The organism is Candidatus Binataceae bacterium (assembly GCA_035500095.1).
Lineage (GTDB): Bacteria > Desulfobacterota > Binatia > Binatales > Binataceae > JAKAVN01.
Map to the genome: position 1 here is coordinate 1 of DATJXN010000030.1, position 25,145 is coordinate 25,145.

Annotated in this window: 22 protein-coding genes; 13 read left to right on the forward strand and 9 right to left on the reverse strand. The window is 65.2% G+C overall.

From position 1 onward, the window contains the following. The 3 genes from VMI09_04130 to VMI09_04140 all read left to right on the forward strand — a co-directional run. Positions 1-1,694: ABC transporter transmembrane domain-containing protein (locus VMI09_04130; protein ID HTQ23858.1), on the forward strand; the 1,694-nt coding region annotated here is incomplete at its 5' end. A 9-nt stretch (positions 1,695-1,703) separates the two neighbouring features. Then, entirely contained in the window at positions 1,704-2,801 is a 1,098-nt protein-coding gene (locus VMI09_04135) for a glycosyltransferase family 2 protein (protein ID HTQ23859.1), read from the forward strand. 9 nt (positions 2,802-2,810) lie between these two features. Further along, the gene (locus tag VMI09_04140; protein ID HTQ23860.1) at positions 2,811-3,617 is read left to right on the forward strand and encodes a sulfotransferase; all 807 of its coding nucleotides are present in this window, start codon (positions 2,811-2,813) and stop codon (positions 3,615-3,617) included. Between the two features lie 10 nt (positions 3,618-3,627). Here VMI09_04140 and VMI09_04145 read toward each other — a convergent pair whose 3' ends face one another. From VMI09_04145 to VMI09_04160, 4 genes are all read right to left on the reverse strand, one after another. Beyond that, the gene (locus VMI09_04145; protein HTQ23861.1) at positions 3,628-5,139 is read right to left on the reverse strand and encodes a hypothetical protein; all 1,512 of its coding nucleotides are present in this window, start codon (positions 5,137-5,139) and stop codon (positions 3,628-3,630) included. A 90-nt stretch (positions 5,140-5,229) separates the two neighbouring features. Then, positions 5,230-6,792 carry a hypothetical protein gene (locus VMI09_04150; protein ID HTQ23862.1) on the reverse strand — a complete coding sequence of 521 codons (1,563 nt, stop codon included), beginning with the start codon at positions 6,790-6,792 and terminating at the stop codon, positions 5,230-5,232. 36 nt (positions 6,793-6,828) lie between these two features. Next, positions 6,829-7,551 (reverse strand): VIT1/CCC1 transporter family protein, encoded by a 723-nt coding sequence (locus tag VMI09_04155; protein HTQ23863.1) that lies wholly within the window; start codon positions 7,549-7,551, stop codon positions 6,829-6,831. 31 nt (positions 7,552-7,582) lie between these two features. Next, a complete protein-coding gene (locus VMI09_04160) occupies positions 7,583-8,446 on the reverse strand; it encodes a lipopolysaccharide kinase InaA family protein (protein ID HTQ23864.1) in 864 nt (287 codons plus the stop codon). Between the two features lie 329 nt (positions 8,447-8,775). On the opposite strand from VMI09_04160, the gene VMI09_04165 reads away from it, so the two are divergent. Beyond that, a complete protein-coding gene (locus VMI09_04165) occupies positions 8,776-9,327 on the forward strand; it encodes an ABC transporter substrate-binding protein (GenBank protein HTQ23865.1) in 552 nt (183 codons plus the stop codon). Between the two features lie 59 nt (positions 9,328-9,386). Here the strand turns inward: VMI09_04165 and VMI09_04170 are convergent, their stop codons facing one another. The 3 genes from VMI09_04170 to VMI09_04180 form a co-directional block, all read right to left on the reverse strand. Next, positions 9,387-10,403, reverse strand: coding sequence for a TIGR03617 family F420-dependent LLM class oxidoreductase (locus tag VMI09_04170; GenBank protein HTQ23866.1), 1,017 nt, complete (start codon positions 10,401-10,403; stop codon positions 9,387-9,389). 129 nt (positions 10,404-10,532) lie between these two features. Then, positions 10,533-11,342, reverse strand: coding sequence for a glycerophosphodiester phosphodiesterase (locus tag VMI09_04175; GenBank protein ID HTQ23867.1), 810 nt, complete (start codon positions 11,340-11,342; stop codon positions 10,533-10,535). Positions 11,343-11,357: 15 nt separating this feature from the next. Then, a complete protein-coding gene (locus VMI09_04180; GenBank protein HTQ23868.1) occupies positions 11,358-12,728 on the reverse strand; it encodes a M23 family metallopeptidase in 1,371 nt (456 codons plus the stop codon). 163 nt (positions 12,729-12,891) lie between these two features. Between VMI09_04180 and ruvX the strand changes: the two genes are divergently transcribed. From ruvX to smpB, 9 genes are read left to right on the forward strand one after another with little or no spacing between them, the layout of a single operon-like run. Next, positions 12,892-13,314, forward strand: a complete 423-nt coding sequence (gene ruvX, locus VMI09_04185) for a Holliday junction resolvase RuvX (protein HTQ23869.1) — start codon at positions 12,892-12,894, stop codon at positions 13,312-13,314. Continuing rightward, on the forward strand, positions 13,298-14,371 hold the full coding sequence (gene mltG, locus VMI09_04190; GenBank protein ID HTQ23870.1) for an endolytic transglycosylase MltG: 1,074 nt from the start codon (positions 13,298-13,300) through the stop codon (positions 14,369-14,371). Before ruvX ends, mltG begins: the two co-directional genes overlap by 17 nt. A 7-nt stretch (positions 14,372-14,378) precedes the next feature. Next, entirely contained in the window at positions 14,379-15,875 is a 1,497-nt protein-coding gene (locus VMI09_04195) for a hypothetical protein (protein ID HTQ23871.1), read from the forward strand. Between the two features lie 36 nt (positions 15,876-15,911). Then, positions 15,912-16,928, forward strand: coding sequence for a MoxR family ATPase (locus VMI09_04200; GenBank protein ID HTQ23872.1), 1,017 nt, complete (start codon positions 15,912-15,914; stop codon positions 16,926-16,928). Positions 16,929-16,934: 6 nt separating this feature from the next. Continuing rightward, a complete protein-coding gene (locus VMI09_04205) occupies positions 16,935-17,837 on the forward strand; it encodes a DUF58 domain-containing protein (GenBank protein HTQ23873.1) in 903 nt (300 codons plus the stop codon). Between the two features lie 8 nt (positions 17,838-17,845). Then, positions 17,846-19,651 carry a BatA domain-containing protein gene (locus VMI09_04210; GenBank protein HTQ23874.1) on the forward strand — a complete coding sequence of 602 codons (1,806 nt, stop codon included), beginning with the start codon at positions 17,846-17,848 and terminating at the stop codon, positions 19,649-19,651. Positions 19,652-19,653: 2 nt separating this feature from the next. Beyond that, positions 19,654-22,248 (forward strand): VWA domain-containing protein, encoded by a 2,595-nt coding sequence (locus tag VMI09_04215; GenBank protein ID HTQ23875.1) that lies wholly within the window; start codon positions 19,654-19,656, stop codon positions 22,246-22,248. A 50-nt stretch (positions 22,249-22,298) separates the two neighbouring features. Continuing rightward, on the forward strand, positions 22,299-22,880 hold the full coding sequence (locus tag VMI09_04220; protein ID HTQ23876.1) for an NUDIX hydrolase: 582 nt from the start codon (positions 22,299-22,301) through the stop codon (positions 22,878-22,880). A 2-nt stretch (positions 22,881-22,882) separates the two neighbouring features. Continuing rightward, entirely contained in the window at positions 22,883-23,371 is a 489-nt protein-coding gene (gene smpB / locus VMI09_04225; GenBank protein HTQ23877.1) for an SsrA-binding protein SmpB, read from the forward strand. A 21-nt stretch (positions 23,372-23,392) separates the two neighbouring features. On the opposite strand, the gene VMI09_04230 is transcribed toward smpB, so the two are convergent. Further along, positions 23,393-24,421, reverse strand: a complete 1,029-nt coding sequence (locus tag VMI09_04230; protein ID HTQ23878.1) for a M48 family metallopeptidase — start codon at positions 24,419-24,421, stop codon at positions 23,393-23,395. A gap of 24 nt (positions 24,422-24,445) precedes the next feature. Continuing rightward, positions 24,446-25,042, reverse strand: coding sequence for a LemA family protein (locus VMI09_04235; GenBank protein HTQ23879.1), 597 nt, complete (start codon positions 25,040-25,042; stop codon positions 24,446-24,448). Positions 25,043-25,145: the final 103 nt, after the last annotated feature.

Sequence of the window (25,145 nt, forward strand, 5' to 3'; positions counted from 1 at the left end):
CCGCCAACGGCGCTATACCCTACCTGATCAAGGAAACCATCAACTCGCTCTCCACGCTCAAGGCCGGCAACCCGCTGACCCTGCATCGCTTGCACATGCTGAGCCTCGGAATTCTGGTGGTGTTCGTCGTACGCGCGCTCACCGACTTCCTGGCCAGCTTCCTTACCGACTACATCGGAATGAAAACGGCAATGGACCTGCGCGGCGAATTCAACGATCGCCTGCAGCGGCTGCCGCTTTCGTTCTTCAACTGGACGCCCACCGGAAACCTGCTCACCCGCTCGCTCAACGACGTTCAGCAGGCCTCGTCGATCATAACCAACAGCCTGATCTCGCTGATTGGCGACAGCCTTACGCTCTTTGCCCTGGTCGGCGGCCTGTTCTGGATGGATTTCAGATTTGCCCTGCTGGCCTTCGTGGTGTTTCCGGTCGCGATTCTGCCGATCATCGGCGCCGCGAGAAAGGTGCGCAAAACTGCCCGCAGCGCGCAGCGCAAGCTCAGCGACATCTCGGTGCTGATGCAGGAGGCGGTGCAGGGATGCCGCGTGGTCAAGGCGTTCGGGATGGAGGAGTACGAATCCCAGCGCTTTCGCGCGATGCTCAAGAAACAGCTCCAGATGATGCGCCGGGTGCTGCGCGCCAGCGCCTTCAGCAGCCCGTTTATCGAGGTTCTCGGCGCCTTCGCGGTGGTGGCGGTGCTGTGGTACGGGGTCTCGGCGGTGATCGTGGGAACCCGCTCGCCCGGCACCTTCGGCGCGTTTATCGGTGCGATGCTGATTATCTACAGGCCGTTTAAAAGAATCGCGGGCACCAACAATTCGATCCAACAGGGCCTGGTCTCGGCCGAACGGGTGTTCACGATTATCGATCACCCGCCCGAGGTGTACGACGCTCCCGGCGCGCTCGAACTCAAACACGGCCCGCATAGCATCGAGTTCCGCAAGGTCTTGTTCCGCTACAACCCCGACGGCGACTGGGTGCTGCGCAACATCAACATGAAGATCGGCGCGGGCGAGACCGTGGCGCTGGTGGGGATGAGCGGCGGCGGCAAATCGACGCTGTCCGATCTGATTCCGCGCTTTTACGACCCCAACAAGGGCGAGATGCTGATCGACGGCATCGACGCCAAGCGCTACTCGCTCAAGTCGCTGCGCGCGGAAATCGGACTGGTATCGCAGCATACGTTCCTGTTCAACGACACGATCCGCACCAATATCGCCTATGGCGGCGGCACGGGAGACTTCGATGAGATCGTGGCCGCGGCCAAGGCCGCCAACGCCCATGACTTCATCGCCCGCCTGCCCAACGGCTATGACACCCTGGTGGGTGAGATGGGAGTGCGGCTCTCGGGCGGCGAGCGTCAGCGCTTGGCGATCGCGCGGGCGCTGCTCAAGAATGCGCCGATCCTGATCCTCGACGAGCCGACCTCGAACCTCGACTCTGAGGGCGAGCGCGTGGTGCAGGACGCGATCGAGCGGCTGATGGTGAACCGCACCACCCTGATGATCGCCCATCGGCTGTCCACCGTGCGCCGCGCCGATCGCATCTTCGTGATCGTCAACGGCGAGATCGTCGAAGCGGGCACCCACGAGGAACTCCTGGCGCTCGACGGCGCGTATCGCAAGCTCTGCGATCTGCAGTTCTATATGCCCGATGACGACGAAGCGCCCGCGCGCGGCGCGGCCAACGCCTAGCATGAGCGGATGTCAGCGCCACTGGCCTCGGCGATAATCGCCGTTTACAACGGAGAAGGATGCGTCGCGCGCGCGATCGACAGCGCGCTCGCGCAGCAAATCGAAAGCCTCGAGGTGGTCGTGGTCGACGACGGCTCGCGCGACGGCACGGCGCGCGTGCTCGCCGGTTACGGCGACCGCATCCGGGTCATCCGCAAGGAAAGAAACCGCGGGTTGGCCGCGGCGCGCAACATCGCCGTGGATCACGCGCGAGGACATTTCCTGGCCTTTCTCGACGCCGACGACGAATGGCTCCCCGGACGGCTTGAGAAAACGATCGCCGCCCTGCAGACCCATCCGACCACCACGATGGCCTTTTCCGACGTGGTGCCGATCGATCGCAATGGTATTGCGCTGGCGCCCACCTACCTGCATCCCGGCATGGCGCGCCCACCGTTGATGGAGAACCTGATGGAGGAGGGAGGATGGCCGATCCTGCCCAGCACCGTAACTATCCGGCGCTGGGTCTTCGACCGGGTCGGCGGCCAGGCGGAAGAATTCCGCGGCGCCGGGGGCTTCGATGACGCCGATTTATGGTTCTTACTGCGCGAACTGGGCGACTTCGCTTTCGTACCCGAACCGCTCGCGCGCTACCGGCTGACTCCGTTCGTCGAACGCATGCGCAAATACGCGCCCGGCTTCCGCGTCTTCACGCAGCGGATGCGCAAACGCTACGGCGAGCCGGGCGACAGGATGGTGCGGCGCTCGGCGGCGCTCTACCGCTGGCTGCTGACGGTAAAGGGCCTGCGCTGCCTCGAAGCGGGCGACATGCGCGAAGCGCGCAGCGCGCTGCTCTGCGTGCTGCGCTACCAACCCGACGTTTCATCGCCGCAGATGCGCCATCAATTGCGTGCGGTCATGACGAATCAGCCGATGGACGAAAACGGCAAGCGTCCCACGCTTCAGCGCGACGACGTGCTCAGGGCATGGTACGCGATGCTGCCCCATCGCGCGGCGCTTGCGACGATGCGCCGCAAAGGGCTCCTCCGGATTCCGCCTCCACCCCCAAGCCACGCCGGCTTCGCCGAAGAACTGCTCGCCGGCCGCGCGCCTCTCGCGCTCTACTAAAACCACGCGATGAATCAGCGCAACTGCCTGATCCTGGGCTCAGGCCGCAGCGGCACGAGCATGGCGGCCGGCATCCTCGCCAAGGCCGGCTACTTCATGGGCGACGAGATTTGGCCCGCCAACGAGAACAACCCCAAGGGACAATTCGAGGATCGCGAAGTCAACCAGATTAACGACGGACTGATCGCTTCCGTGTCGCCCAAGTCGCCGCCCCGCGCACTGCGCAAGCTGCTGTTCGGCGACGCCCCGGTGCTCGGCGAATTGCAGCACTGGGTTGCGGTGCTGCGCCCCGGCGTGACGATCGACTGTTCGACTGCGATGGGCCGGCGGATCGCGGCGGTGACGGCGCGCCGGCCGTTCTGCTTCAAGGACCCCAGGTTTTCGTACACGCTTCAGGTCTGGCGGCCGTATATCGGCGACGCGCTCCTGTTATGCGTTTTCCGCGACCCAGCCACGACGGCTGCAAGCATCGTCCGCTACCGCGAGCGCGCCGACTATATGAAGGACCTCGCGCTGGATACGCGCTGGGCGTTGAAGGTATGGGAGGCGATGTATCGCTGGATCCTGGAGGTGCACTATACACAGGGCGGCGATTGGATGTTCGTGCACTACAACCAGTTGCTTAATCATTCGGCGGACGCAGAGTTGACGCGCCGGCTGGGGGTCGGGATCGATCGCGATTTCGCCGCCCCCGAACTCAACCGCTCGCGGCCAAGCGCCGCCGTGCCGCGCCGCATGGTCCGACTTTATGAACGGCTCTGCGCGCTCGCCCGTTACGATACGGCCCGCGCCGCGACGATCGCGGCCGAGGCATGATCTTCGAGCTTCAGCGCCCGCGCACTTCGACCAGCTGAAGACGCGCAATGAGGCGCGGATAGCAGGCCTGGGCGGCCGCGAATTCCTGGTCTGGCATCACTCCCTGGCCGCTCAGGATCATCACCGGCGCGGAAGAGCACTTTTCTCCGTCCATGCCGACCGCGGCGGGGCGCCTCGCGACGGGCAAGTAGAAGCGCACTACCTGCAGGTTATATGACGGACAGACTGCAATCTTGCCGCCGCCCGCATTCTGCATCGCCAGTGCCGCAGCTTCGCGCCAGGCCCCGTCGCGCAGCGCCTTGAACCAATCGTCGACCAGCGGCACCGAAAGATGAACGATCATTGCGGCGATCGCGATACGCACGGCGGTGCTGCGCACGGAGCCCGCGCCGAAACCGGCGAGCGCGAACAGGCCCACGAAGGCAATCAGCACGTAGCGCGGAAATTCCATCGGCTGGATCAGGTAGGTCACCAGGTACACCGTCAGCACCGGCCCGAGCATCCAGACAGCCAGGAAGGCCCAGGCCACGCGTCCCGCGGAGCGCCATTGCCAAAACAGGCCGAACACGATCAAAAGCTCGAACAGTTCGAAGAGCCGCCACTTGCCCACGACGTCCCTGAATACCGTGTACGGCCACGCGATCGGTTGAAGCTTTATCCAGCCGACCGCGCCCGCGGCCACGGCCTGACGCGAAGTGGCGAAGATTCCCGGCAACAGCGGCGCGAGCATCGCGACACCGGCGCATACTGCAAAACCCGGCGCAAAGATCGCGAGCTCGCGGGCGCGCGCGGAGCCGACCCATCCGGCGATCAACAGGCCGCCGAGCCATAGCGCTTCGGCGGCGAGCAGGAAACTCGCGGTGTAATTCGTCGGCAGCATGATCGCGGTAAAGATTGCGACCCCAAGGTAGTTGATCCAGCCGCCGCAGCGCTGCGCGCGCAGGAAAAAAATGATCTGCGCCAGCTCCGCCACGGTCAGCAGCGGAAACTCGCGCGCCGTGCGATCGGATGCGAGGATCGTCAAATTGAGCGCATAGATCAGCGCGGCGAACGCTCCGCCGACTTCGCCGGCCTCGGCACCCGCCGCGCCGCCCAGCGAACGGCCGGCCTCGCGCACCGCAAAAAACAACAAAAGAATCGCGAGCGTCCCCAGCGCCGCCGACATCGCGCGCATCGCGAACAGGCTGTCGCCGAAAAGCCGCACCCATTCGTGCAACGCGATGTGGAAGAGCGGGAGCTTGCCACCGTTCTCGAATCGCCAGAACGTGGCCGTCACCTGCCTTAAGGCCGGCTTGATAGCGGCCGCCCAGGCCACGGCTTCGTCACCGTTCATGTCCCATCGGGCAAGCTTGTGAAAGCGATAATAGGCGCCAAGGCCAAGGGCCAGCGCGAGCAGGACGAGTGTGAAGAGGCGCGACGAGCGCCAGGCCTCGAGCGCAGCTTCCCACACCGTTCGACGCGGCGGCGGCGGCGAAGCGTCGGTGATGCGCTCCGGCGAGGTCAAGCCAACGTTCTGCTTCACGGTATCGCTTAGTGGTAGCGAGGATGCGCCATCAGGGTCAACGCCAGACCAGGCTGGCGAGTAAGGGGCGGCAGATGCCTCTCAAAATCGTCAACGCGCGCGGACCTCGACCTCCCGGAGCTTTGCAACAACGCGCGGGTAGCATGCCTCGGCCGCTGCGATCTGTTCAGGCCGAGCTATCTTTCGATCGCTTAACAGCAGTACCGGCGCCGCACCGCACGCGGTATCCATACCAACGACCGCCATGCGGCGCGCGGGCGGCAGATAGAAACGCACGACTTCGACGTTGTACGGCAGGAAGACCGCGATCGGATCGCGGGCCGCGGTCCGTTCGACAGCCAATTCGGTAGCTTCGCGCCACGAAGTGCCTTCAAAAATCTCCAACCCTCGTCCCACTGCTCGCTGCGAAACAAAAATGATCAACGCGGCGAGCAGTATACGCACGGCGGTGCTGCGGACAGAGCCGGCTCCGAAGCCGGCTAACGCGAACATACCTAGGAACGCGATGAGCACATAGCGCGGCAATTCCATCGGATGGATCAGGTAGGTGGCCAGAAATGCTGCCAGCACCGGCCCCAGCATCCAGGCCGCCAGAAAGGCCCAGACCAAGCGGCCAGCAGAGCGCCACTGGCGGAACAGGCCAAACAGGATCGAAAACTCCAGCAACTCCAACAACAGATGTTCTCCCGCCGCATGGCGGAACACGTCGTAGGGCCAGGAGATCGGACGAAGCCTTATCCAATCGACCGCGCCCGCCTGGACGGCTCGGCGTGAAGATTCGACAGCAAGCGGTACGAACGGCACGAGCAAAACGACGCCTGCGGCCACTCCCAAACCCGGGCGGAAGACCGATAGCGCGAGGGCTTGCGGCGACCCTGCCCACCGGGCGAGCAGCAGCCCGCCGAGCCAGAGCGCTTCTCCGAAAAGCAGGAAAGTGGAACAGTAGTTGTCGGCAAGCATTATCGCGGTGCAGACCGCGATGCCCGCTAACTCCAAGAACGCCGTACGCCGATGGGCGCGCACGAAAAAAATTATCTGCAGCAGTTCGGCCACTATCAGTAACGGAAACTCCCGAGCCGTGCGATCCGACAGCACTATCTTGAGATTCAGTGCACAGATCAGAGCTGCGAACCCTCCGCCGACCTCGCCGGCTTCAGCGCCCTCCGGGCCGCCAAGCGAACGGCCAACTTCGCGCACCGCAGCAAACAGAAGGACGACCGCGAGCGTCCCCAGCGCCGCTGACATCGCGCGCATGGCGAACAGGCTGTCGCCGAAAAGCCGGACCCATATATGCAGCACGATGTCGTAGACCGGAAGCTTGCCGCCATATTCGACTTTCCAGAACGTTTCTGCCGCCTTGTGCAGGCTTGGCTTGGTCGCAGCTGCCCACGCTACCGCCTCGTCACCGTTCATGTCCCAACGATCAAGCTGATGGAAACGGTAGTACGCGCCGACTATCACCGCGATCGCCAGCAAGGTGAAAGCGAACGGCCGCGACGAATACCAAGGCGACAGCCAGGCTTCCCATACCGTTCGGCGCGGCAGCGAAGCCGCTGTGATGCGCTCCGGCGAGGTCAAGCCGGCGTTCTGATTCATCGGTATCTGGCAGTGATAGCGAGGATGCGCCGCCGGGGTCAACGCTGCGATGAACACGGGCTGAGCGCCGTGTCGAACTCTTCGGCGCCCGCCTCAGCGGCGCCCGAAGAAACTCCCTGCGCCGTAGGTCACGGCGGCGGCGGCGATGCCGGTCGCCATGCTTTCCAGTCCGCTCCGCCACCAGGAGCGGGCCGTGATTATCGTTTTGGCAGCGCCGACCGCAAACAAGGTCCCGACCGTCGCGATTACCGAGATAATCAACCCCTCGTGCGCCGGGACAAAGAGATAGCCGAGCACCGGCACCGTCGCGCCCGCGAAATACGACAAACCGACCGTCAGCGCCGAGCGCAGCGGCTTGTCGAACGATTCGACCGCCATCCCCAGCTCCTCGCGCATCATCACGTCGCTCCAGCGCTCGGGGTCGGCGGTGATATGGGCGACGATGCGCTCGAGCAATTCGCCGCCGAAACCCTTGCCGCGGTAAATTGCGCGGATCTCCTCGCGTTCGCGCTCGGGCCATCGCTGAATCTCGTCGCGCTCGCGCTCGATTTCGCTGTGGTAGAACTCGATCTGCGAGCGCGCGGAGATGAACGCCGCGAGGCCCATTGAGACCGCGCCGCCGAGCATCTCGGCCAGCCCTGCCATCACCACGATCCTGCTCGAAGCGAATGCGCCGGCCACGCCCGAGGTGACCGCGAAAGACGCGACCAGGCCGTCATTCAGTCCGAGCATCAGGTCGCGCAGACTCGAGCCGCCGGCCGCGTGGACCTGCTCGGTATGATGATCGTACTCGCGTCTGAGAACCGAAAAAGCCATGACTCGGTGGGATGGCGGGCGCCTTTGCGCGCTAACGGGTGCGCTGCGGCGGCGCAAACCCGTCCGCGGCGGCCGGTTCCGCGCCGTTCGCGCGACCTGCCGGCGGCGCGCTGGCGAGGCGCGGCGCACGCGCTCGGCGGCGGCTTTCGAGCCCATCGCGCAGTCGCCAGAACTGGGCAACAGTGCGCCGCCGCTCGTCACGGTCCATCGGGTCCGCGTCGAGATAGTCGTAAAGGCATCGTAACCGCGCCGGACGGTTCAGGAAGCGCCCGATGCTGCGGTCGAGGTGGATGAGATTGAGCATCCTTCTCTGCCAGGAAACCGATCGCACCCGGCGAAAATCCTCGAGATCGACGAAGCTGATGCGCGGCGGAGCGCCGTCGCGCTCCTGCACCATCAGGTTGGTCTCCTGCAAATCAAGCGTGTAAAGCCCCGCGTCATGCAGACGGCGAACCTCGCGCATGACCGCGCTCAGCAGCGAGCGGCGCGAACGAAAATGCACCCGCCCGCCGTCCAGCACGGCGCCGCTCAGCACGGTCGCGTCGCTGAGCGCCTCGCATACCAGGTAGGATTCGCTGACCGCGCCCGCGCGGCGCACCTCGACCGCGGCCAGCGGCCTCGGACGATTGAACCCCGCCCTCGAAAGCATCGCCGCGCCGTCGAGCCATCGCCGCACCCGCGAGCCGCGCGCGGCCGCGACGACGCCCTTCATCCACGAGCCCGTGTGCACGCGCTTGACGAATACGAACGCACCGTCCGGCCCCTGGAGCAGACCGGCGCGCGTGCGCGCCTCGTCCTTGAGCGGACGAAATCCTCCGTCCGCCATGAGCTCGTCCAGCCGGTCGGCCATCGCGGCCCATCGCGGATCCGCGGCATAAAGCACACGCTTGTGCATCGCCCGATAGCGTAGCTTATTCGCGCCCTTGGCGCATCCGATGGCCAAGCATCAGAGGTGGTTTAAAAGGGTTGCCGAAGGGCCGATAATGACCGGTGATGATTTACACACACACGATGTCCACCCCAGTCCATGCCCGCCTGGGAAGGCGCGCAGGCTCTTCCGATGATGACGCTCGGGCGACATACTGCTCGGCGCTTAATACCGGCGTAATCCCCCTGTTCCTGCTTGTTGCCGCACTTTGCGCCGCCGGCGCCCTGATACCGGGCCGCGCGCGAGCGCAGGCATCCGCCTCCGCGGCCGTGATAGGCGGCGGCGATCCGACCGCCATGGTCAAGGCGGTAATCGATCAAGCGACCGCCGTGGTGCGCGACACTCAGACGCCGACGGCCGCGCGCGACAAGCGGCTGCGCGAGATCGCGGAAGCCAATTTCGACTTTGCCGACATGGCGCGCACCACGCTCGGCTATCACTGGCGCCAGATCACGCCGGCGCAGCAATCCGAATTCGTCCAGGTGTTCACCGCGTTCATGGAGAACGTGTACCTGAGCAAACTCCAGGAATACGGCGTGCAGAAGATCCGCGACACCGCGGCGCACTCCACCGTCAACTTCACCGGCCAGCAATTCGACGGAACGGACTACGCCGAGGTTCACAGCACCGTGATGCTCAAAGATCAGGCGCAGCCGATCAAGGTCGACTACCTGCTAAGGCGCGACAGCACGGCCTGGAGGATCTACGATCTGAATATCGACGCAATAAGCGTGATGGCCAACTACCGCCAGCAGTTCAACCGCGTGCTCAACAACGACGGCTATCCGGCGCTGGTCAGCCTGCTGAGGAAGAAGATCGCGGAACTGGGCTCGACGCTCGACAAGTAGGCGCCCTCGCCAGGCGTGCGCCGAGACTGGCGCGGCTTAAGCTGAGACGGGTGCGGGTCCTATCCGTTGAACTGCCGGCAGAGCTCTCGCCAGGCGTCCTCGTCGGCGCCCGCCTTGTACGGCATGTAGAAGGCAACGCGATCGAGCAGGCCGTCGTAGCGCGCCTTGACCTTGGCCGCGATGTCGTCCCATTTGCCGCTGACCGAATAGGTCTCGAGCATCTCGTCGGTGATCTCTTTGGCCATCCCTGTCCAGTCGCCTTTGGCCGCCTTCTCGTTCAGGCGCGCCGCGACGTCGCCCCATCCGTGGGTATCGAGTACCACCTGGTAGGTGCGGGTGGAGGCGTAAAACGAGATTTGCTGACGCACCGCCTCGCGCGCCTTTTCGATCTCCTCGTCCTTGCCGCCCACCACCACGAAGGCAGTGGTGAAGACCGTGAAGTCCTTGCGCGCGCGGCCGGATTTTTTAAAGCCCTCTTCGAGATGCGGCATCACGAACTCGCGCAGGTACTTGGGCGAGTTGAACGGATGCGCGTGCAGGCCGTCGCATAGCTCGCCCGCGAGGCGGCAGATGCGCTCGTTCACGCCTGCGATGTAAATCGGGACCTTGAACTGATGCGGCCGCGGAGCAAAGAACGGCGTCATCAGTGAGAAGTTGTAGTATTTGCCCTTGTACGAGAGCTTCGCGCCGCCTTCGTTCCAGCACTTGAAAATCGCGGCCAGCGATTCCAGGTACTCCCGCAGCTTGGCCACCGGCGGCTCCCATCGCATCCCGTAGCGGCGCTCGATGTGACCCTTGACCTGGGTGCCCAGGCCCAGCACGAAGCGTCCCTCCGAGAGCCGCGCGAGGTCGTAGGAAGTGTAGGCGGTGACCATCGGGCTTCGCGGGAAAGCGATCGCGACCGCCGGGCCCATCTTGATCCGCCTGGTGTGCTCGGCCGCAAGCGCCAGCGGCAGGAAGCCGTCGTTGCCCGCCTCCATCGACCAGATAGCGTCAAAGCCGGCATCTTCGGCGGCCTTGGCCGCCCTGGGAACCTCGTGCAGGTCGCGAACAGAGAGCATCGTGTCGAGTTTCATCGAAATCCACCTCCGGGCGCGGGGCGCGGCTTGGAGCGCGTCGAATCGTAACAGAAGCCCGTCGCGCCAGGAAAGCCACGGCGGCGCACGGCAGGCCCCTCGTCCCGGGCGCGGGATGACATTGAATCGCTACAGGAGCGCGAGCAGGCGAGCCGGATAGTCGGTAATGATGCCGTCGACACCGAGCGCGAGCATCGCGCGCATCTCGGCCGCGTCGTTGACCGTCCACACGTGGACCTCGACGCCCATCCGATGCGCCGCGTCGACGCTCTCGGCGGTCACCAGCCGCCACGATTCGTACTCCGGCGGGATCTGCAACGCGTGGCCGCGCGGCTCGTACGGCTCGGCACCCGGCGGCAGCGACGCCATGAAGCCGACAATCTCGGAATAGGGAAATCCCGTCGGAAGATCAGGCGCGAGCGCGCGCATCTCGCGGATCGGGACTTCGTCCTCGCTCGCGATCAGCACTCGCCGGCGCATCCCGGCCTGTTCGATTACCTCGAGCAACGGCGCAACCAGGCTCGGCGAACTCTGCTTGACCTCGATCACATAACCGAGTTCGGGAAAGGCGGCGAAAACCTCGGCCAGCGCCGGTATTTCGACTCCGCGCCCGCGAAACGGGAAGGCGCTCTCGCCGGCAGCGGCCGCCTCCGAGCTGAAACCCCATCCCGCGTCAGCGCGCTTGAGCTCGGCCAGCCTGAGATCACGGACGGCGGCGTCAAGGCCGCAGGTACGCGTCAGATGCGAGTCGTGGCTGACGACGATCGTACCGTCGCGGGTCATGTGGACGTCAAGCTCCAGGTACGAAGCGCCGGCGTCGGCAGCCGCGCGAAACGCGACAAGAGTGTTTTCGGGATATTCTCCGCTTGCCCCGCGATGAGCGATCACGCGCGGAGCGGGAAGACCGAAGAAATCGTTATTCAGCTCGGAACGGGCCACGGCGGGCGCAGAAAATCAGCGCTCGACTGAAGCGGACCACGCACGCCAACGATGCCGCGAGTGCCTGCGCGTAACCTGCCCTGACACTGGACGCGCAGTCGCCTCGCCCGTCGCAGCCTGCGTGCTCGCAGAGGCTCCCACGTGGAAATGGCCCCCGAGGTCGGGCAGCTTCGACAGCATCGCGAGATAATTTTCCTTGAACTGCTCGAACATCGAGCGCATCCGCGGCGATACTTGATGGTTGACGCCGATACTCTCGGTCAGCGGGTTGACGTAATGGCCCTCGCGCTCCAGCGCGAAATGCAGATGCGGTCCGGTCGAAAGACCGCTTGAGCCGACGCGCCCGATGACCTGGCCCAGCGACACCCATTCGCCGTGATCAAGTCCTTGCGTAATCTCCGACAGATGGCCGTAGATGCTCACCATGCCCTGGGCGTGGTCCAGCCGCACGCATCGGCCAAGCTCGCCGCACCACCCCGCGAACTCGACCCGGCCGTCCGCCACCGCCTGAACGGGCGTGCCATAGCTGGCGGCCAAATCAACGCCTACGTGCGGCCGATACTCGTGGAGAATCGGATGGTAGCGATGGAAGGTAAAACCGGAAGAAATGTAGTTGAACTTGACCGGGAAGCGCAGGGCCTGCGGCGCGCCCAATTCCTGGCCGTTGGCGTCAAACAAGCGCGGCTGGCCATGCTCGTCGCGAAAGGCGAACGCGGTCATGACTCGATCTTCCGACTCGATCTGCGCGGCCTCGACGCCGGTCACCAGGTCGTAGCTGCCGTCGCGCGCCACCTTTTCCTGGTAGATCAGCTTGACGACCGAGCCCGACGGCAGTTCATCGAGCGGCTGGTGGTCGCTGAAAGCGTTCTCGAGCGTGTAGACGATCGGCTCCGGCAGATTATGAAGCTGAGCGGCTGTGCGGAAGCTGCGACCTACGGTAAACGCGACACTCACGCGTCTTAGGTCGTACTCGATAAGGTCGCGCGAGGTCCGGATCACGCCCGAGCCCAAGGCGTGCTCGCGAATCGCGACGTTCGTGTTAAGGTCATAGCGCAGGTCGCGCAGATCGCCGGTTTCAGGATCCTTGTAGAGGATCAGCGAGTGGCCTTCCTTCATCGTCCCGGTGTTGGCGACTTCCTGGAAGTGATTGGCCCAGTTCTGCGCCTCCGCGGGATCCAGTCCGGCATCCTCGAGATAGCGGAGCACGGAAGCCGAGCGATCGAGGGTGAGCTGGATGATGATCGGATCGGGCGCCGGAGAGGCGGTTTCGGGAAGCTCCGCCGACCCGTTATCGAGACGGCCTGGCTGCAAATCCATCAGCGCCACGGTGGGCGGCGGAGGCTCTCCGGCCTGGAAAAAGAGATGGACGGAGGCGACTGAGGCCAAGGCGGCGACCACCAAGGCCGTGACCAGACGCGGTAATATACGAGCGAGGGTCCCCCGAACCATCGTGCTCACGTTAGGGCATTTTACCCCGATACGCAACAGTCCCGCAGCCCCCTATTAACAGCTTTCCTAATAATGCATATAAATTGAGTTAAGACGTGCTATGGCAATCGCAAGCATCGATTTCGGGCGAAAACGGATAGGATTGGCAATAAGTGACGGTCGGGCCGCTTATCCCGTAGGCACAATCGAACGCCGTTCGCTCAAACTTGATCTCGACGAAATACGGGCACAATTGCTGGCCCGCGATGTCTCGCTTATCGTCGTCGGCTTGCCGTTGAGCATGGACGCCACCGAGGGACCGTCAGCCCGTGCGGCCAGAACCTTTGCCGAGCATCTGCGTGCGGCGATGGGGGTCGCGGTCGAGATGTTCGACGAGCGGTTGACCAGCTTCGAGGCCAGCGAGCGGCTTGCGGAGTCCTCAGCTTCGCGCAAGGCCACGAAGGCCTCGCGCGACGCCGTTGCGGCGGCGATCATTCTTGAAGGATGGCTGGAAAGCCGCCGACTTAGTGAATCGGTACGTTAAAGCAGCGGCAGGCCTGGTAGCGCTCGGTGCGGTCGCGGCCGCAGGCTGGCTAACCTATGCGTGCCTTATCCCAGTGCCGAGATTCATGGCGCCAAGGATCGTATCCGTTGACCCGGGCGATTCACTTGGTTCGGTCGCGCGCCGGTTGGCCGCCGCAGGCGTCGTCCGCAGCGCGCGCGCCATGATGCTGTACGCGGAATGCACCGGAGGCGGGCGCAGTCTCAAGCCCGGCGAGTATGCCTTCACTGGCGGTGAGCGCGTCTCCGAGGTCCTCCGGCACCTGGTCAATGGCGACTTCGTCACGGTGACGGTCGCGATTCCCGAAGGTGCGACGCTGCATCAAATCGCCGAGCGGCTCGAGGATGCGGGCCTGGTTTGCCAACGCCAGTTCGAGGAAGCCGCGCGCTCGGGTCCGCTGCCGGCTGCGTTAGGACTGGAACCCCTGGGCTCCGAGGGCTATCTGTTCCCGGCGACTTATCGCTTCTCGCCGCATGCGAATGTCGAGCGGATCCTGGCCGCGATGCTGGGGCGGTTCTATGGCGCGCTCCCATCCCATACCGATGAGCGGCTGTTCGAGCTTAACCTGAGCCCCCATGAACTGGTGACGCTCGCCTCGATTATAGAGAAAGAGGCCAAGGTGGCGGGCGAACGACCGACGATCGCGAGTGTGTTCTACAATCGTCTGCGGCTGGGGATGCCGCTTCAGTCCGATCCCACCGCTCAGTATAATCCGGATGGAGAAATTGAGCCTGCGGCGACGGCGGTGCATACTGCGTCTGCCTATAATACGTACTCGTTCGCCGGACTCCCGCCGGGACCGATTGCAAATCCTGGAATGTCGTCGATAATGGCGGCGCTCTATCCTGCGCACACGGATTATCTGTATTTTGTGGCTCGCAACGACGGAACTCATATTTTTTCGCGCACCTTGCGCGAGCATCAACGCAATATCGAGATCGTGCGCAAGCTTAACGCCCTGAACGCTCGGGAATCCGCCCACGGAGCGCCAACGCTCGCGACCGGCGCCGCTTCCGTGCCCGCGTCCATCAGAAGATGACACCGTCGTGATCAATCCCGTCGAGCAGATTGTCGCCGCGCGCCGGCGGCTTAAGCAGGTCGCAGCGCTTCGCGCCGGACTTGCGCTTTTCGTTCCCGCACTCACCGCGCTCGTGCTGGCCGGCGCGCTTCGCGCGATCGGCGTCGCGACGTGGGAGCGCGCCGGCTACGCGATCACGCCCGTAAAGCTTGGAGACTTGCGCCTGGCTCTGCTGTTTGCGGGCGTCGCCGCGATGGCCGGATGCGCCCTGATGGCTTGGCGGGCCTGGCGCGAGGCGGACAATTTTATCGATGCAGCGGGGCGCGTTGACGACGTGGTCGGCGGCCATCAGGAGATCGTCACGCTCGCGAGCCTGGCCGATCCCGCCGAACCTCCCGCGGAGCGCGCCCGTCGAACCCCGCTGTTCCCCGTGCTGTGGCGCCGCGCGGCCGGATACCTCGAGCGTTTCGACCCCAACGGCGCTTTCGCCTTCGAGGTCGGCCGGCCGCTCGTGCGCTCGTTGCCGATCGCGGCGGTTATCGTCGTGATGCTCGCGGCCGCCGCGCTAGCGCTGGTGCGGCCGCCCACGCCCGAGCAATTGGAAGCGCGCAAGCTGCGCGCCGCCGCTAGAGGGCTCGCAGCCTCGCCCTCATCCGCCGACAACGACCTCGCTTCCAAGCTACGCGCCGCCGCCGACGCGTTGGAGAATCCCGATCTTCCCCCGCAGGAGAAGCTCGCCCGGCTGGCTGAAGCGATGAGCGAGCTGCAAAAGCAGCAACAGGGATCTTCACCGCAGCAATCCGCGAACAACAGCTCGAGCAGCAGCAGCGGCAAGGGCAATTCCGGAAAGGGAACCGGTCAGAGCAACGGCCAAGGCCAGGACACCGGTGACGGCCAGGGAAAAAGCCAGGGTAAGGGCCAAGGCCAGGGTCAGGGTCAGAATCAGGGAAACAATCCCAACGGTCCCAAGGGCAAGGAACAGATAGTCGAGTTGCAGAACGACCTCTCCAAGGCGCAGGCGCAAATCGAAAGCGCAGAAGAGTCCAAAAATAGCGCTCCGAAGTCCGGGCAGGGCGACAAAGGCAACGCGCTGAAGCCGGGCGCCAATCCCAACAAGAAGGGACCTGCGCAGCAGCCCGACGCGACGGCACAGGGAAATATTCCGCTTCCCCATCCGGACGCCCACGCGATGAACGAAGCACCGGCGGGCGGCACAAAGGGCGGCAAGAACGAAAAAGGCGGCCACGGCGACACCCATCTGGGCGAATTCCCGGTGCCCGAAAACTCCCCGCGTTTCTATAAGCCGGGTGAAGGACCGGCGATTGAAATTCGCGACGCCCGCTACGTGCTCTTCCGTCTGCCGACCGAGGTCGTCTCGGCCAGCGGCGGCAAGTTGGCACCCGACACCAGCCGGCCGACGGCGCGTGTCCCCTACGCCAACGTCCCGCTCAAGCCCGAGCGGCTTGACGCTTCACCCGAGGAACGCCAGCTTGTACCACCGCGCTACCGGGACCTGATTCATTAGTCATGCGGCAAGGTCAGTCATAACCAAGGAGAAGGCATGGGAGCGGCCCCGCAAATCACGCCAGCCGAGCGCGTCGCTGAATTCCAACGCACTTTCGCGCGCGCCGAAGCCGAGGTCGGCAAGGTAATCGTCGGCCACCAGGACGTCATCCGCAAAACGCTGACCGCACTGTTCGCGGGCGGCCACGTTCTAATCGAGGGCGTCCCCGGACTTGGCAAGACCCTGATGTGCAAGACCGCCAGCGACGCGCTGGGACTCAGCTTCAAGCGTATCCAGTTCACGCCTGACCTGATGCCCTCGGACATCGTCGGCACCCAGGTCCTGACCGAATCCGACGGCCGGCGCGAGTTTCATTTCAAGCCCGGCCCGATCTTCGCGCATGTGGTGCTCGGCGACGAAATCAACCGGGCCACGCCCAAGACGCAGTCCGCGGTGCTGGAGGCGATGGAAGAGCGGCAGGTGACGGTCTTCGGCACAACCTATCAGCTCGAACCGCCGTTCATGGTGCTGGCGACGCAGAATCCGATCGAGCTCGAGGGCACCTATCCGCTGCCCGAAGCGCAGATGGATCGCTTCCTGTTCAAGGTGGTGATGGGCTCGCCCAAGCCCGAAGAGCTGCGCGAGATCTTGAACCGCACCACCGGCGCCACCACGCATGTCGCTCAGCCCATCTTTCCCGCGACCAGCGCCCCGGTCGCGATCGAACAGCTGAAGGCGCTCGTGCGCGAGGTGATGGTGGCCGAGCCGATCGAGCGCTACGTGATCGGGATAATCGGCGCCTGCACGCCCAACGGCCCCGGCGCAATCCCCGAGGTCTCCCAATACCTGCGCTTCGGGCCGAGCCCGCGCGGCGCCCAGGCGCTAATCCTGTGCTCCAAGGTAAACGCGCTGCTCGATAGCCGGGTCAGCGTCAGCTACGACGACATCGCCGACGGCGTCGTGCCCGCGCTGCGCCATCGTCTGCTGCGCAACTTTCAGGCCGAGGCGGAAAACGTCAGCACCGATTCGATCCTCGACCAGGCGCTAAAGCGGCTGAAGAAGCCGCGCGCGTAACCCTCGATGCTGGGACTGCCCGAGGAATTCACGCCGGACTTTCTGGCCCGGCTCGAGCACCTACGGATCAAGACGCGGCGCGAGTTCGAGGGGCTCGGCAAGGGCTCGCATCTGTCGCCGCGGCGCGGCTCGTCGCTCGAGTTCAGCGACTTCCGCCATTACGCGCTCGGCGACGACTTCCGCTACATCGACTGGGGCCTCTACGGCCGCACCGACAAACTCTACATCAAACTGTTCAAGGAGGAGGAAGACCTCCTCACCTACATCTTTCTGGACGCCAGCGCCTCGATGGGCCTGCCCGAGGCCGATCGCAAATTCCCGATGGCGGTCGCGACCGCGCTCGCCTTCGCCTACGTCGCGCTCGCGCAAGGCGACCGCGTGATGGTTCGCGTGCTGGCCGGAGAAGGCAAGGCGGTTGCGCCCGGTTTCCTCTATGGGCGTCATCGGATCGTCGAGCTGGCCCAGCGCCTGGGCGCCGTCCGGCCGGCCGGAGAGCTCGACCTTGCCGCGGCGCTCGCGCGCGAGCTGGTTTCGATTCGCCGCGCCGGCAAAGTCTTTGTCATCTCGGACTACCTGATGATGATAAAATCCGTGACGCGCGGACTTGGCCTCTTCACCGCCGCCAACATGGACGTGACCGCGGTCCAGATTCTCGGCGGCGGCGAAATGGCGGGGGCAGGACTGGCGGGCGACGTCGAGCTGGTCGATGCGGAGAGCGGCGAGCGCGTGATGGCGTCGATCGGGAATCGCGAGCGCGAACAGTATCGCAAGACGCTCGAGCGACTCGCGCGAGAGATCAAAACCTTCTGCCTGCGCCAGGGACTGCATTACACGCTCTATACCACCGACCTGAATTTCCACGACTTCTTCCTCCGCGCCTCGGCCGAATTCGGCCTGAGAAGGCATTAGCGGCGACGATGGGATTGCTCAATCCGTCCGCGCTCTATTACCTGCTCGCGCTGATCCCCGCGCTTGGGCTCGCGTACCTCGTGCGCGAGCGGCCGCGCCGCGTCGTGGTTTCAAGCGTGCTCGCCTTTCGCACGCTGCGCGCGCGACGCGGGAGGCGGTTCGGCGGATGGCCCCGGCTGGACTGGATGTTCTTCGTCGAGATGCTCATCATCGGGCTCGCCGCGCTGGCGATCGCGGGCCCCTACGTCACCCGTAAGGGCAATCCGATCGCTGTGGTGCTCGACGACTCGGCCGCGATGCAGGCCGCAGCAGGATCCGGACGCACCCGCTTCGAGGCGACACGCGCGGCCCTCACCGACGCACTCGCGCGCGAAGGTCCGGGCGAGGTCACGCTCTATCTGACCGCCCCGCAGCCTCATCGAGCCGGCCCGCCCTTCGTGGGCGCTGCCCAAGCGTCGGCTGCGCTCGGCGATTTGCACCCTACCGACGCGCCGTCGGATCAGGCGGCATTGAGCACGCTTCTTGGCGCGCTTGCTTCCGACACGCGCCTTCGCCGGGTGATCTATGCGGGGGCGCGGCCGCTTGTGGCGCCGGTGCCGGCGCGGATCGAAGCCTTCGCGGCCGGCGATCCGCTGCCCAATTATGCGATCGGATCGTTCGTGCTCCGGCGCGAGTCGCTGGGACAGGCCGCGCTGCATGCCCGGTTGACGGTGGCCAATTTCAGCCCTGCGGCGCAAACCCTGCAAGTAGCGATCGCGGGCGACGGCAAGACCGTCGGACACGCGCAGGCGCGTCTGGAGCCCGGCCAGGTCGGCGCGCTCGAGTTTCCCAACCTCGCGCCGGCCCGCGTCTATCGCGCGGCGCTCGCGCCGGGCGACGGCTTTCAGCTCGACAACGTTGCCTGGGCGACCGCGGGCGCGGTCAAATCGATCTCGATCCTGTTCGTGACGCCAACTCCCGCAGACGCCGCAGGCCTGGATGCGCTGCCCGGGATATCGGTCCGCGTCGCGTCGCCTTCAAGCTTCTCGCCCAAGGATCTCGCGCTCGCCGACCTCGCGATTTTCGAGTACGCGGTGCCCAAGGAGATGCCACCGGTCAACACGCTGCTGGTGATGCCGCCGCCGGCGGATCCGGTCTTCGGCTTTAACGTGCAGCCGACCTCCAGCGTCCAGATCACGGGATGGCCGCCGACCGGAGCACTCACCGATTCGGTCAATTTCCGTCTGCTCGACCTGCACGGCGGCGAATACCTCGGCCAGCATCCGTGGCTTCAGGCGATCGTCACTGGCAGCGGCGGCGCTCTGATGCTTGCAGGCGAACGCTCCGGCCATCGCATCGTCGCGCTCGGCTTCAATCCCTTTCCCTACCTCGGGCGGCAAAACCTGCCGATGTCGGTGCTGACGCTCAACGCGCTGAGCTACCTCGCCGGTTTCGGCGCCGAAACTGCCGGCTACCGCACGGGCGACCCCTGGATCGTGCCGGCCGGCATTGAGGCAATCGTGCCGCCCGAGGGACACAAGATCAAAGTGACGCCGGGAATGCTGTTCACCGGCGCCAACCTGCAGGGCCTCTATCAGCTCGTCGCGGCTGACGGGGCCAAATCCGAGCGCGCGGTCAACCTCGCCAACCTGCGCGCATCCGACCTCGAAAACACGCCCTCGATGAAGATCGAGGCGGGCGGGTCGGGCGCGATGGCCGAGGTCGCGCCGCGGCGCGCGCCGGTGGCCTACGACTTCATCCTGGCGATCGTCGCGCTGGTGATCGTCGAGGCGTTGATCGCCTATCGCCGCCGCCGGCCGGCGGTCACGGTCTAGCAATGCACCCGGGCGGCCTTCGTAACCTGGACCTCATGCTGGCCGGCATCAAGCTGGCCAATCCGGGCGCGCTGTGGCTGTTGATCGCGGTCGGCGTGATCCTTGCCTGGTCGCTGCTTGCCGTGGACACGCCGCGCAAGCTGTTGGCGCCGTTCCTGCGCGCGGCAGTGCTCGCGCTCTGCGTGCTGGCGCTCGCCGATCCGCAGACGATCACGCGCACCGAGGGTACGACGCGGCCGGCCGTTATCGACGCCTCGGCCAGTATCACCGAAGCGATGCGCACGTGGACGGCCAGGCTCTTGCGCGACGATCTGAAGCTGCGCGGCAGCGACCCGGCGGTGATTTTTGGGACCGATGCCGAGCCGACCACGGTCGCCGGCGCGCTCGACAGGCTCGACGGCAAGGGCGGATGCGCAACCTGCGCGCCCGGGGCAACCGACCTCGAGGCTGCGCTGCAAAAGGTCGCCGCCAATCCCGCCGCCCATGACGGGTCGGTCGTGCTGGTGACCGACGGATGGCAGAACCATGGCGACGCCGAACGCGCGCTCGGCGCGATCCGCTCGGCGGGCATCCAGCTTTACATCTTCACGCCGCCCGGCGCGCGCGACATTCCGAACGTCGCGATCACGGGTCTCACGATGCCCCCGGCGCTGGCCAAATCGGAGCCGTTCGCGCTGAGCGTCACCGCCACCAACTACAACTCAACTCCGGTAAGCGGCACGATTTCGATTTTTCAAAACGGCCGCCCAACCGACGCCCGCACTGTCGCGCTGCAGAGCGGACAGCAGCGTTTCGACTTTCCCGTCCACGCCGAAGCGTCCGGCCTGACCTCGTACACGGCCACCTTCAGGCCCGCCAATCCGGCGCAAGACGTCTTCACCGAGGATGATTCGCTGACCGGATGGATCGGGATCGGAGCGCAGCGCAAGGTGCTGATCCTTACCGGTTCGGCGCGCGACGCCGAGTACCTCGAATCGGTCGTGCACCGGATGGGCCTCGAACCGACCGTAATCACGGCGAGCGACTCCTGGAGCGGCAGTCTGAAGGGCTACGACGCCGTGGTGCTCAACAACGTACCGCGCGCGCGGCTCTCGCCCGCGGCACAGCAGGCATTGCTCAACTACGTCGAAGACGGCGGCTCGCTCGCGATGGCGGGCGGCGACGAGAGTTTCGGCCTCGGCGGCTACCAGGACAGCCCGCTTGCGCGCGCGCTGCCGGTCATCATGAAGCCGCCGCAGCATCGCGAGCGCACCCGCGCCCTGGTCCTTATAATCGACAAGTCGGGCTCGATGGGCCGCGACCAGAAACTGGAGTACGCCAAGGCGGCGGCGCGCACCGTCACCAAGACACTTACCGACGCCGATCTTATCGCGGTCATCGGCTTCGATTCGCAACCCTTCGTGATAGTGCCGTTGACGCCGCTCAGCCAGAGCCGGCCCTACTTCGACGAGCTGATCAACCGGCTGAAAGCCCACGGCACGACGTACCTGCTGCCGGCGATGGAGGAGGCCGAGCGGATGCTGGCAAGCAGCAACGCCTCGGTAAAGCACGTCGTGGTCCTGACCGACGGCGAGACCGGCGGCACGGCCGCGATGTACTACGACCTTGTCTCGACAATGCATCGCGAGGGCGGTGTGACGATCTCGACCATCGCGATCGGCCGCGAGGCCAACCTTGCGCTGCTCGAATCGATCAGCAAGTACGGCGGCGGCGGCTTCTACCAGACCGACAGCGCGTCGAATCTGCCGGAGATGTTCTTGCAAGACGTGAAATCGCACGGCGGCGAGGCCACGATGGTCGAAAGGGACTTCACGCCGTACACGATGAGGCCCGACGCACTGCTCAAGGATCTTGGCGGCCGCCAGCTGCCCGCGATCAAGGGCTTCGTCGCGACCGAACTCAAGCCGCAGGCGACGCTCGACGCGTTTATCAACCGCGCCAACACCCGCACTCCGCTTATCGCGAGCTGGCGCTACGCGGCCGGCAAAGCGGTCGCGGTCACCACCGATGCGAGCGGGCGATGGTCCTCGCCGTGGATACAGGACGGCATCTTCAGCCAGGTCTGGAGCAAAGTCTTCTCGTGGATGACGCCCGAGACCGCAGCCACGGAACAGAAGTTCGACGTCGCATTGGGCTATCGCGAGGGCCGCATTCATCTGCGGCTCACCAACTATAGCGACCGGCCGGCCCCCTCGGCCGCGATGGTCACCGCGGCCATCACGCGCCCCGACGGCAGCCGCGTGCAGAGCGCGCTCTCCGAGGAAGTTCCAGGCGAGCTTTACGGCAGCTTCGACGCGCCTCGCCCCGGCACCTACAACATCACGCTCAAGGCGTCCACCGCGGAGGCGCTCGCCTTCCCGCCGCTTGCTTACACCGTGAGCCCCGCGATCGACGCCGAGCTGCCGCGCCCCGAACCCAACTACACGCTGCTCGAACGTCTCGCGTCGGCGAGCGGCGGGCGGCTCAATCCCTCGACCGCCGACGTCGGACTGACGCGTCCGGAGCATGAGACGCGGCAATCGATGGCGACGTGGCCGCTCTTCGCGGCGATGATCCTGCTGATCGGCGAGGCACTGGTCCGCCGCCTCACCTTCTAGTCGTTCGCTGCGGTTGCGGCGCGCCGCTCCGATCGGCCAAGCTCGTCTCCATGGCCGACCGAAACGATCTTCCCGCGGCGCCGCGCCACGAAATCCAGCATCAGTACCCCGCCAACGTGCGCTTCTGCCCGCTCTGCGGCGGTGCGATGGAACTGCGCCCAGTGCTGCCCGATCACAGGCGTCATAAGGTGTGCTCGCGATGCGGCTATATCGACTTCCAAAGCCCCAAGTTGGTGGCCGGATGCCTGGTAATCGACGCCGGCCGCGTCCTGCTGCTCCGCCGCGCCATCCCTCCGCGCCTCGGCTTCTGGACCTTTCCCGGCGGCTACGTCGACTTCGGCGAGATGCCCGAGCCGGCGGCGCTGCGCGAGACGGTCGAGGAAGTCGGGATGAACGTCACGATCGAAAGCCTGCTCGGCGTATATGCCGATCCGCAAAATCCGATCGCAGCGGTCGTGGTTTACCTCGCGCGGCCCGGAAGCGAGAGCCCGGGGCTCTCTGACGAGGCAAGCGAAGTGCGCTACTTCGCTCCCGCCGAGATCCCCTGGGAGGAGATCGCGTTTCGCACCACCGACGCCGCGATGCGCGACTGGATCGCTTATGTCGGCGGCGGCGGGCGGATAAACTCATAGGAATGGCCCGCCAGGAAAGCACCAGAGCGTCCGACGACGGTTACGAACTGATCGCCGACAATCGCAAGGCCCGCCACGATTTCTTCATCGAGGAGGTGCTGGAATGCGGGATGGCCCTGACCGGGACCGAGGTCAAATCGCTGCGCGCGCACAAGGTTAACCTGCGCGACAGCTATGCGCGGATCAAAAACGGCGAGGCCTTCCTGTTTGGCGTGCACATCGGCGCCTACGCGCCGGCCGGCCAGTTCAGCCACAACGAAGTCCGCCCGCGCAAGCTGCTGATGCATCGGCGGGAGATCGACCGCTGGTGGGGACATGCCCGCGAGCAAGGCTACACGATCGTTCCGCTGAAAATTTACTTCCGCCAAGGCCGTGCCAAGGTCGAACTCGGCCTGGCCAAGGGCAAGAAGCTCTACGACAAGCGCGAGGCGATCAAACGCAAGAGCGCGCGGCGCGAAGTCGAACGCGAATTGCGCCATCGCAACCGCTAGCACGCGCTTCGTCCGCGCGTGTCAGCTGCGAGAAATGGAAGACGCGGCGGGCGTCTGGCCGCCGGTCTCGTTCAGCAGCGCGCGCAGCCGTTCGATACGGCGGCCGAGCGGCGGATGAGTCGAGAACAGGTTGGCAAAAAATCCCTCGTCGTCATCGCGCGCGCCCTGCAGCGGATTGACGATGAACATGTGCGCGGTGCCGCGCGAGGCGTTGCGCAGCGGCGATTCGGTCTGGGCGATTCGTTCCAGCGCGCGCAGCAGCGCGCGCGGATTGCGCGTGAACTCGACCGAGGCGGCGTCGGCCAGGTACTCGCGCTCGCGCGATACCGCCATCGCGAGCAGCTGCGCGAATAACGGCGCGAGGACCGCAAGCACCAGCACCAGGATGCCAATCAATGCGCCTCCGTTCCCGCTGCGGCTGTCGTCGTCGCGGCTGCTGCTCCCGCCGCCGACCGTGCCGGTGTACCACATCGAGCGGTAAACGAAATCGGCCAGCATCGCGACTCCCGCCACCAGCACCGCGATCATCATCATGGTGCGGATGTCGTAATCGCGCACGTGCGCCATCTCGTGCCCCAGCACGCCCTGCACCTCTTCGCGATCCATCGTGTCGATGAGACCCTGGGTGACACAGACCACCGAATGATTCGGATTGCGTCCGGTCGCAAACGCATTCGGAGACGGATCGTTCATCAGATAGGCCTTTGGCACCGGCATCCGCGCCGCCAGCGCCATCTCGCGCACCACGTCAAGCACCATCTGATGCTGCGGCGTGTCGGGCGTAAGCTCGCGCGCCTGCACCGATGCGAGCACCAGCGAGGCTCCGCCGTAATACGAAAGCAGCGCCTGGAAAATCGCGAAGGTAAGCGCGACCAGCGTCAGGGCCGGAAAGCCGGTCAGCGTGCCATTGACGATCGCGAGGTCGCCAAAACGGAAATCAAGGCCGAAACCGAGCAGCGTGAAGAGCGCGACAAAGACGGCGACAAGAATCGCGGTCTCGCGCCGATTGCGGCGTTCGAGCTCCCAGAAATCGGCTCGCGCGGCAGACATCCCCTGAATCCCCGCGCCCGGGCATCAGGCGCGCGGCGTCGAAGGCGCCTGTGCCGCGCCGCCGCCCATAGAAAGATCGACCTTCGGCACCACCTGGTCCTCGGGCGCACCCTGGAAGTACTCGGCCTGCTTGAAGCCGAAATTGTTGGCGATCAGATTGGTGGGAAAACTCTCGATGCGCGTGTTCAGCAGCATCACGGAGTCGTTGTAGGCCTGGCGCGAAAAGGCGATCTGATTCTCGGTGGTGGTCAGCTCCTCCTGGAGCTTCAGCACATTCTGGTCGGACTTGAGCTGCGGATAATTCTCGATCACGGCGAGCAGGCGGCTCAGTCCTCCGGTTATCTGGTTCTCGGCCGCCATGCGCGAGGCCTGGTCAGGCGCGCTGATCGCCTTGGCACGCGCCTCCACCACCTGGGTTAGAGTTTCGCGCTCGAACTGCATGTAGCCCTTGACCGCCTCGACGAGGTTGGGGATGAGGTCGTGGCGGCGGCGCAGTTGAACGTCGATCTGGCGCCATGCGTTCTGCACCTGGTTGCGCACGCTGACCAGCGAGTTGTAGCCGAGCACAGCCCAAGCCACCACCGCGGCCAGGATTATCAGGACGACAAGCGATGCGCTCATATTGAGACTTCCGCCTTTCGCCGGTGATCGCTTCGCCGGCCGCGTTGCGCCGCGTTACCCGCCAAAGTCTAGCAGACGAAAAGACGGCGCGCCGCACGCGTTG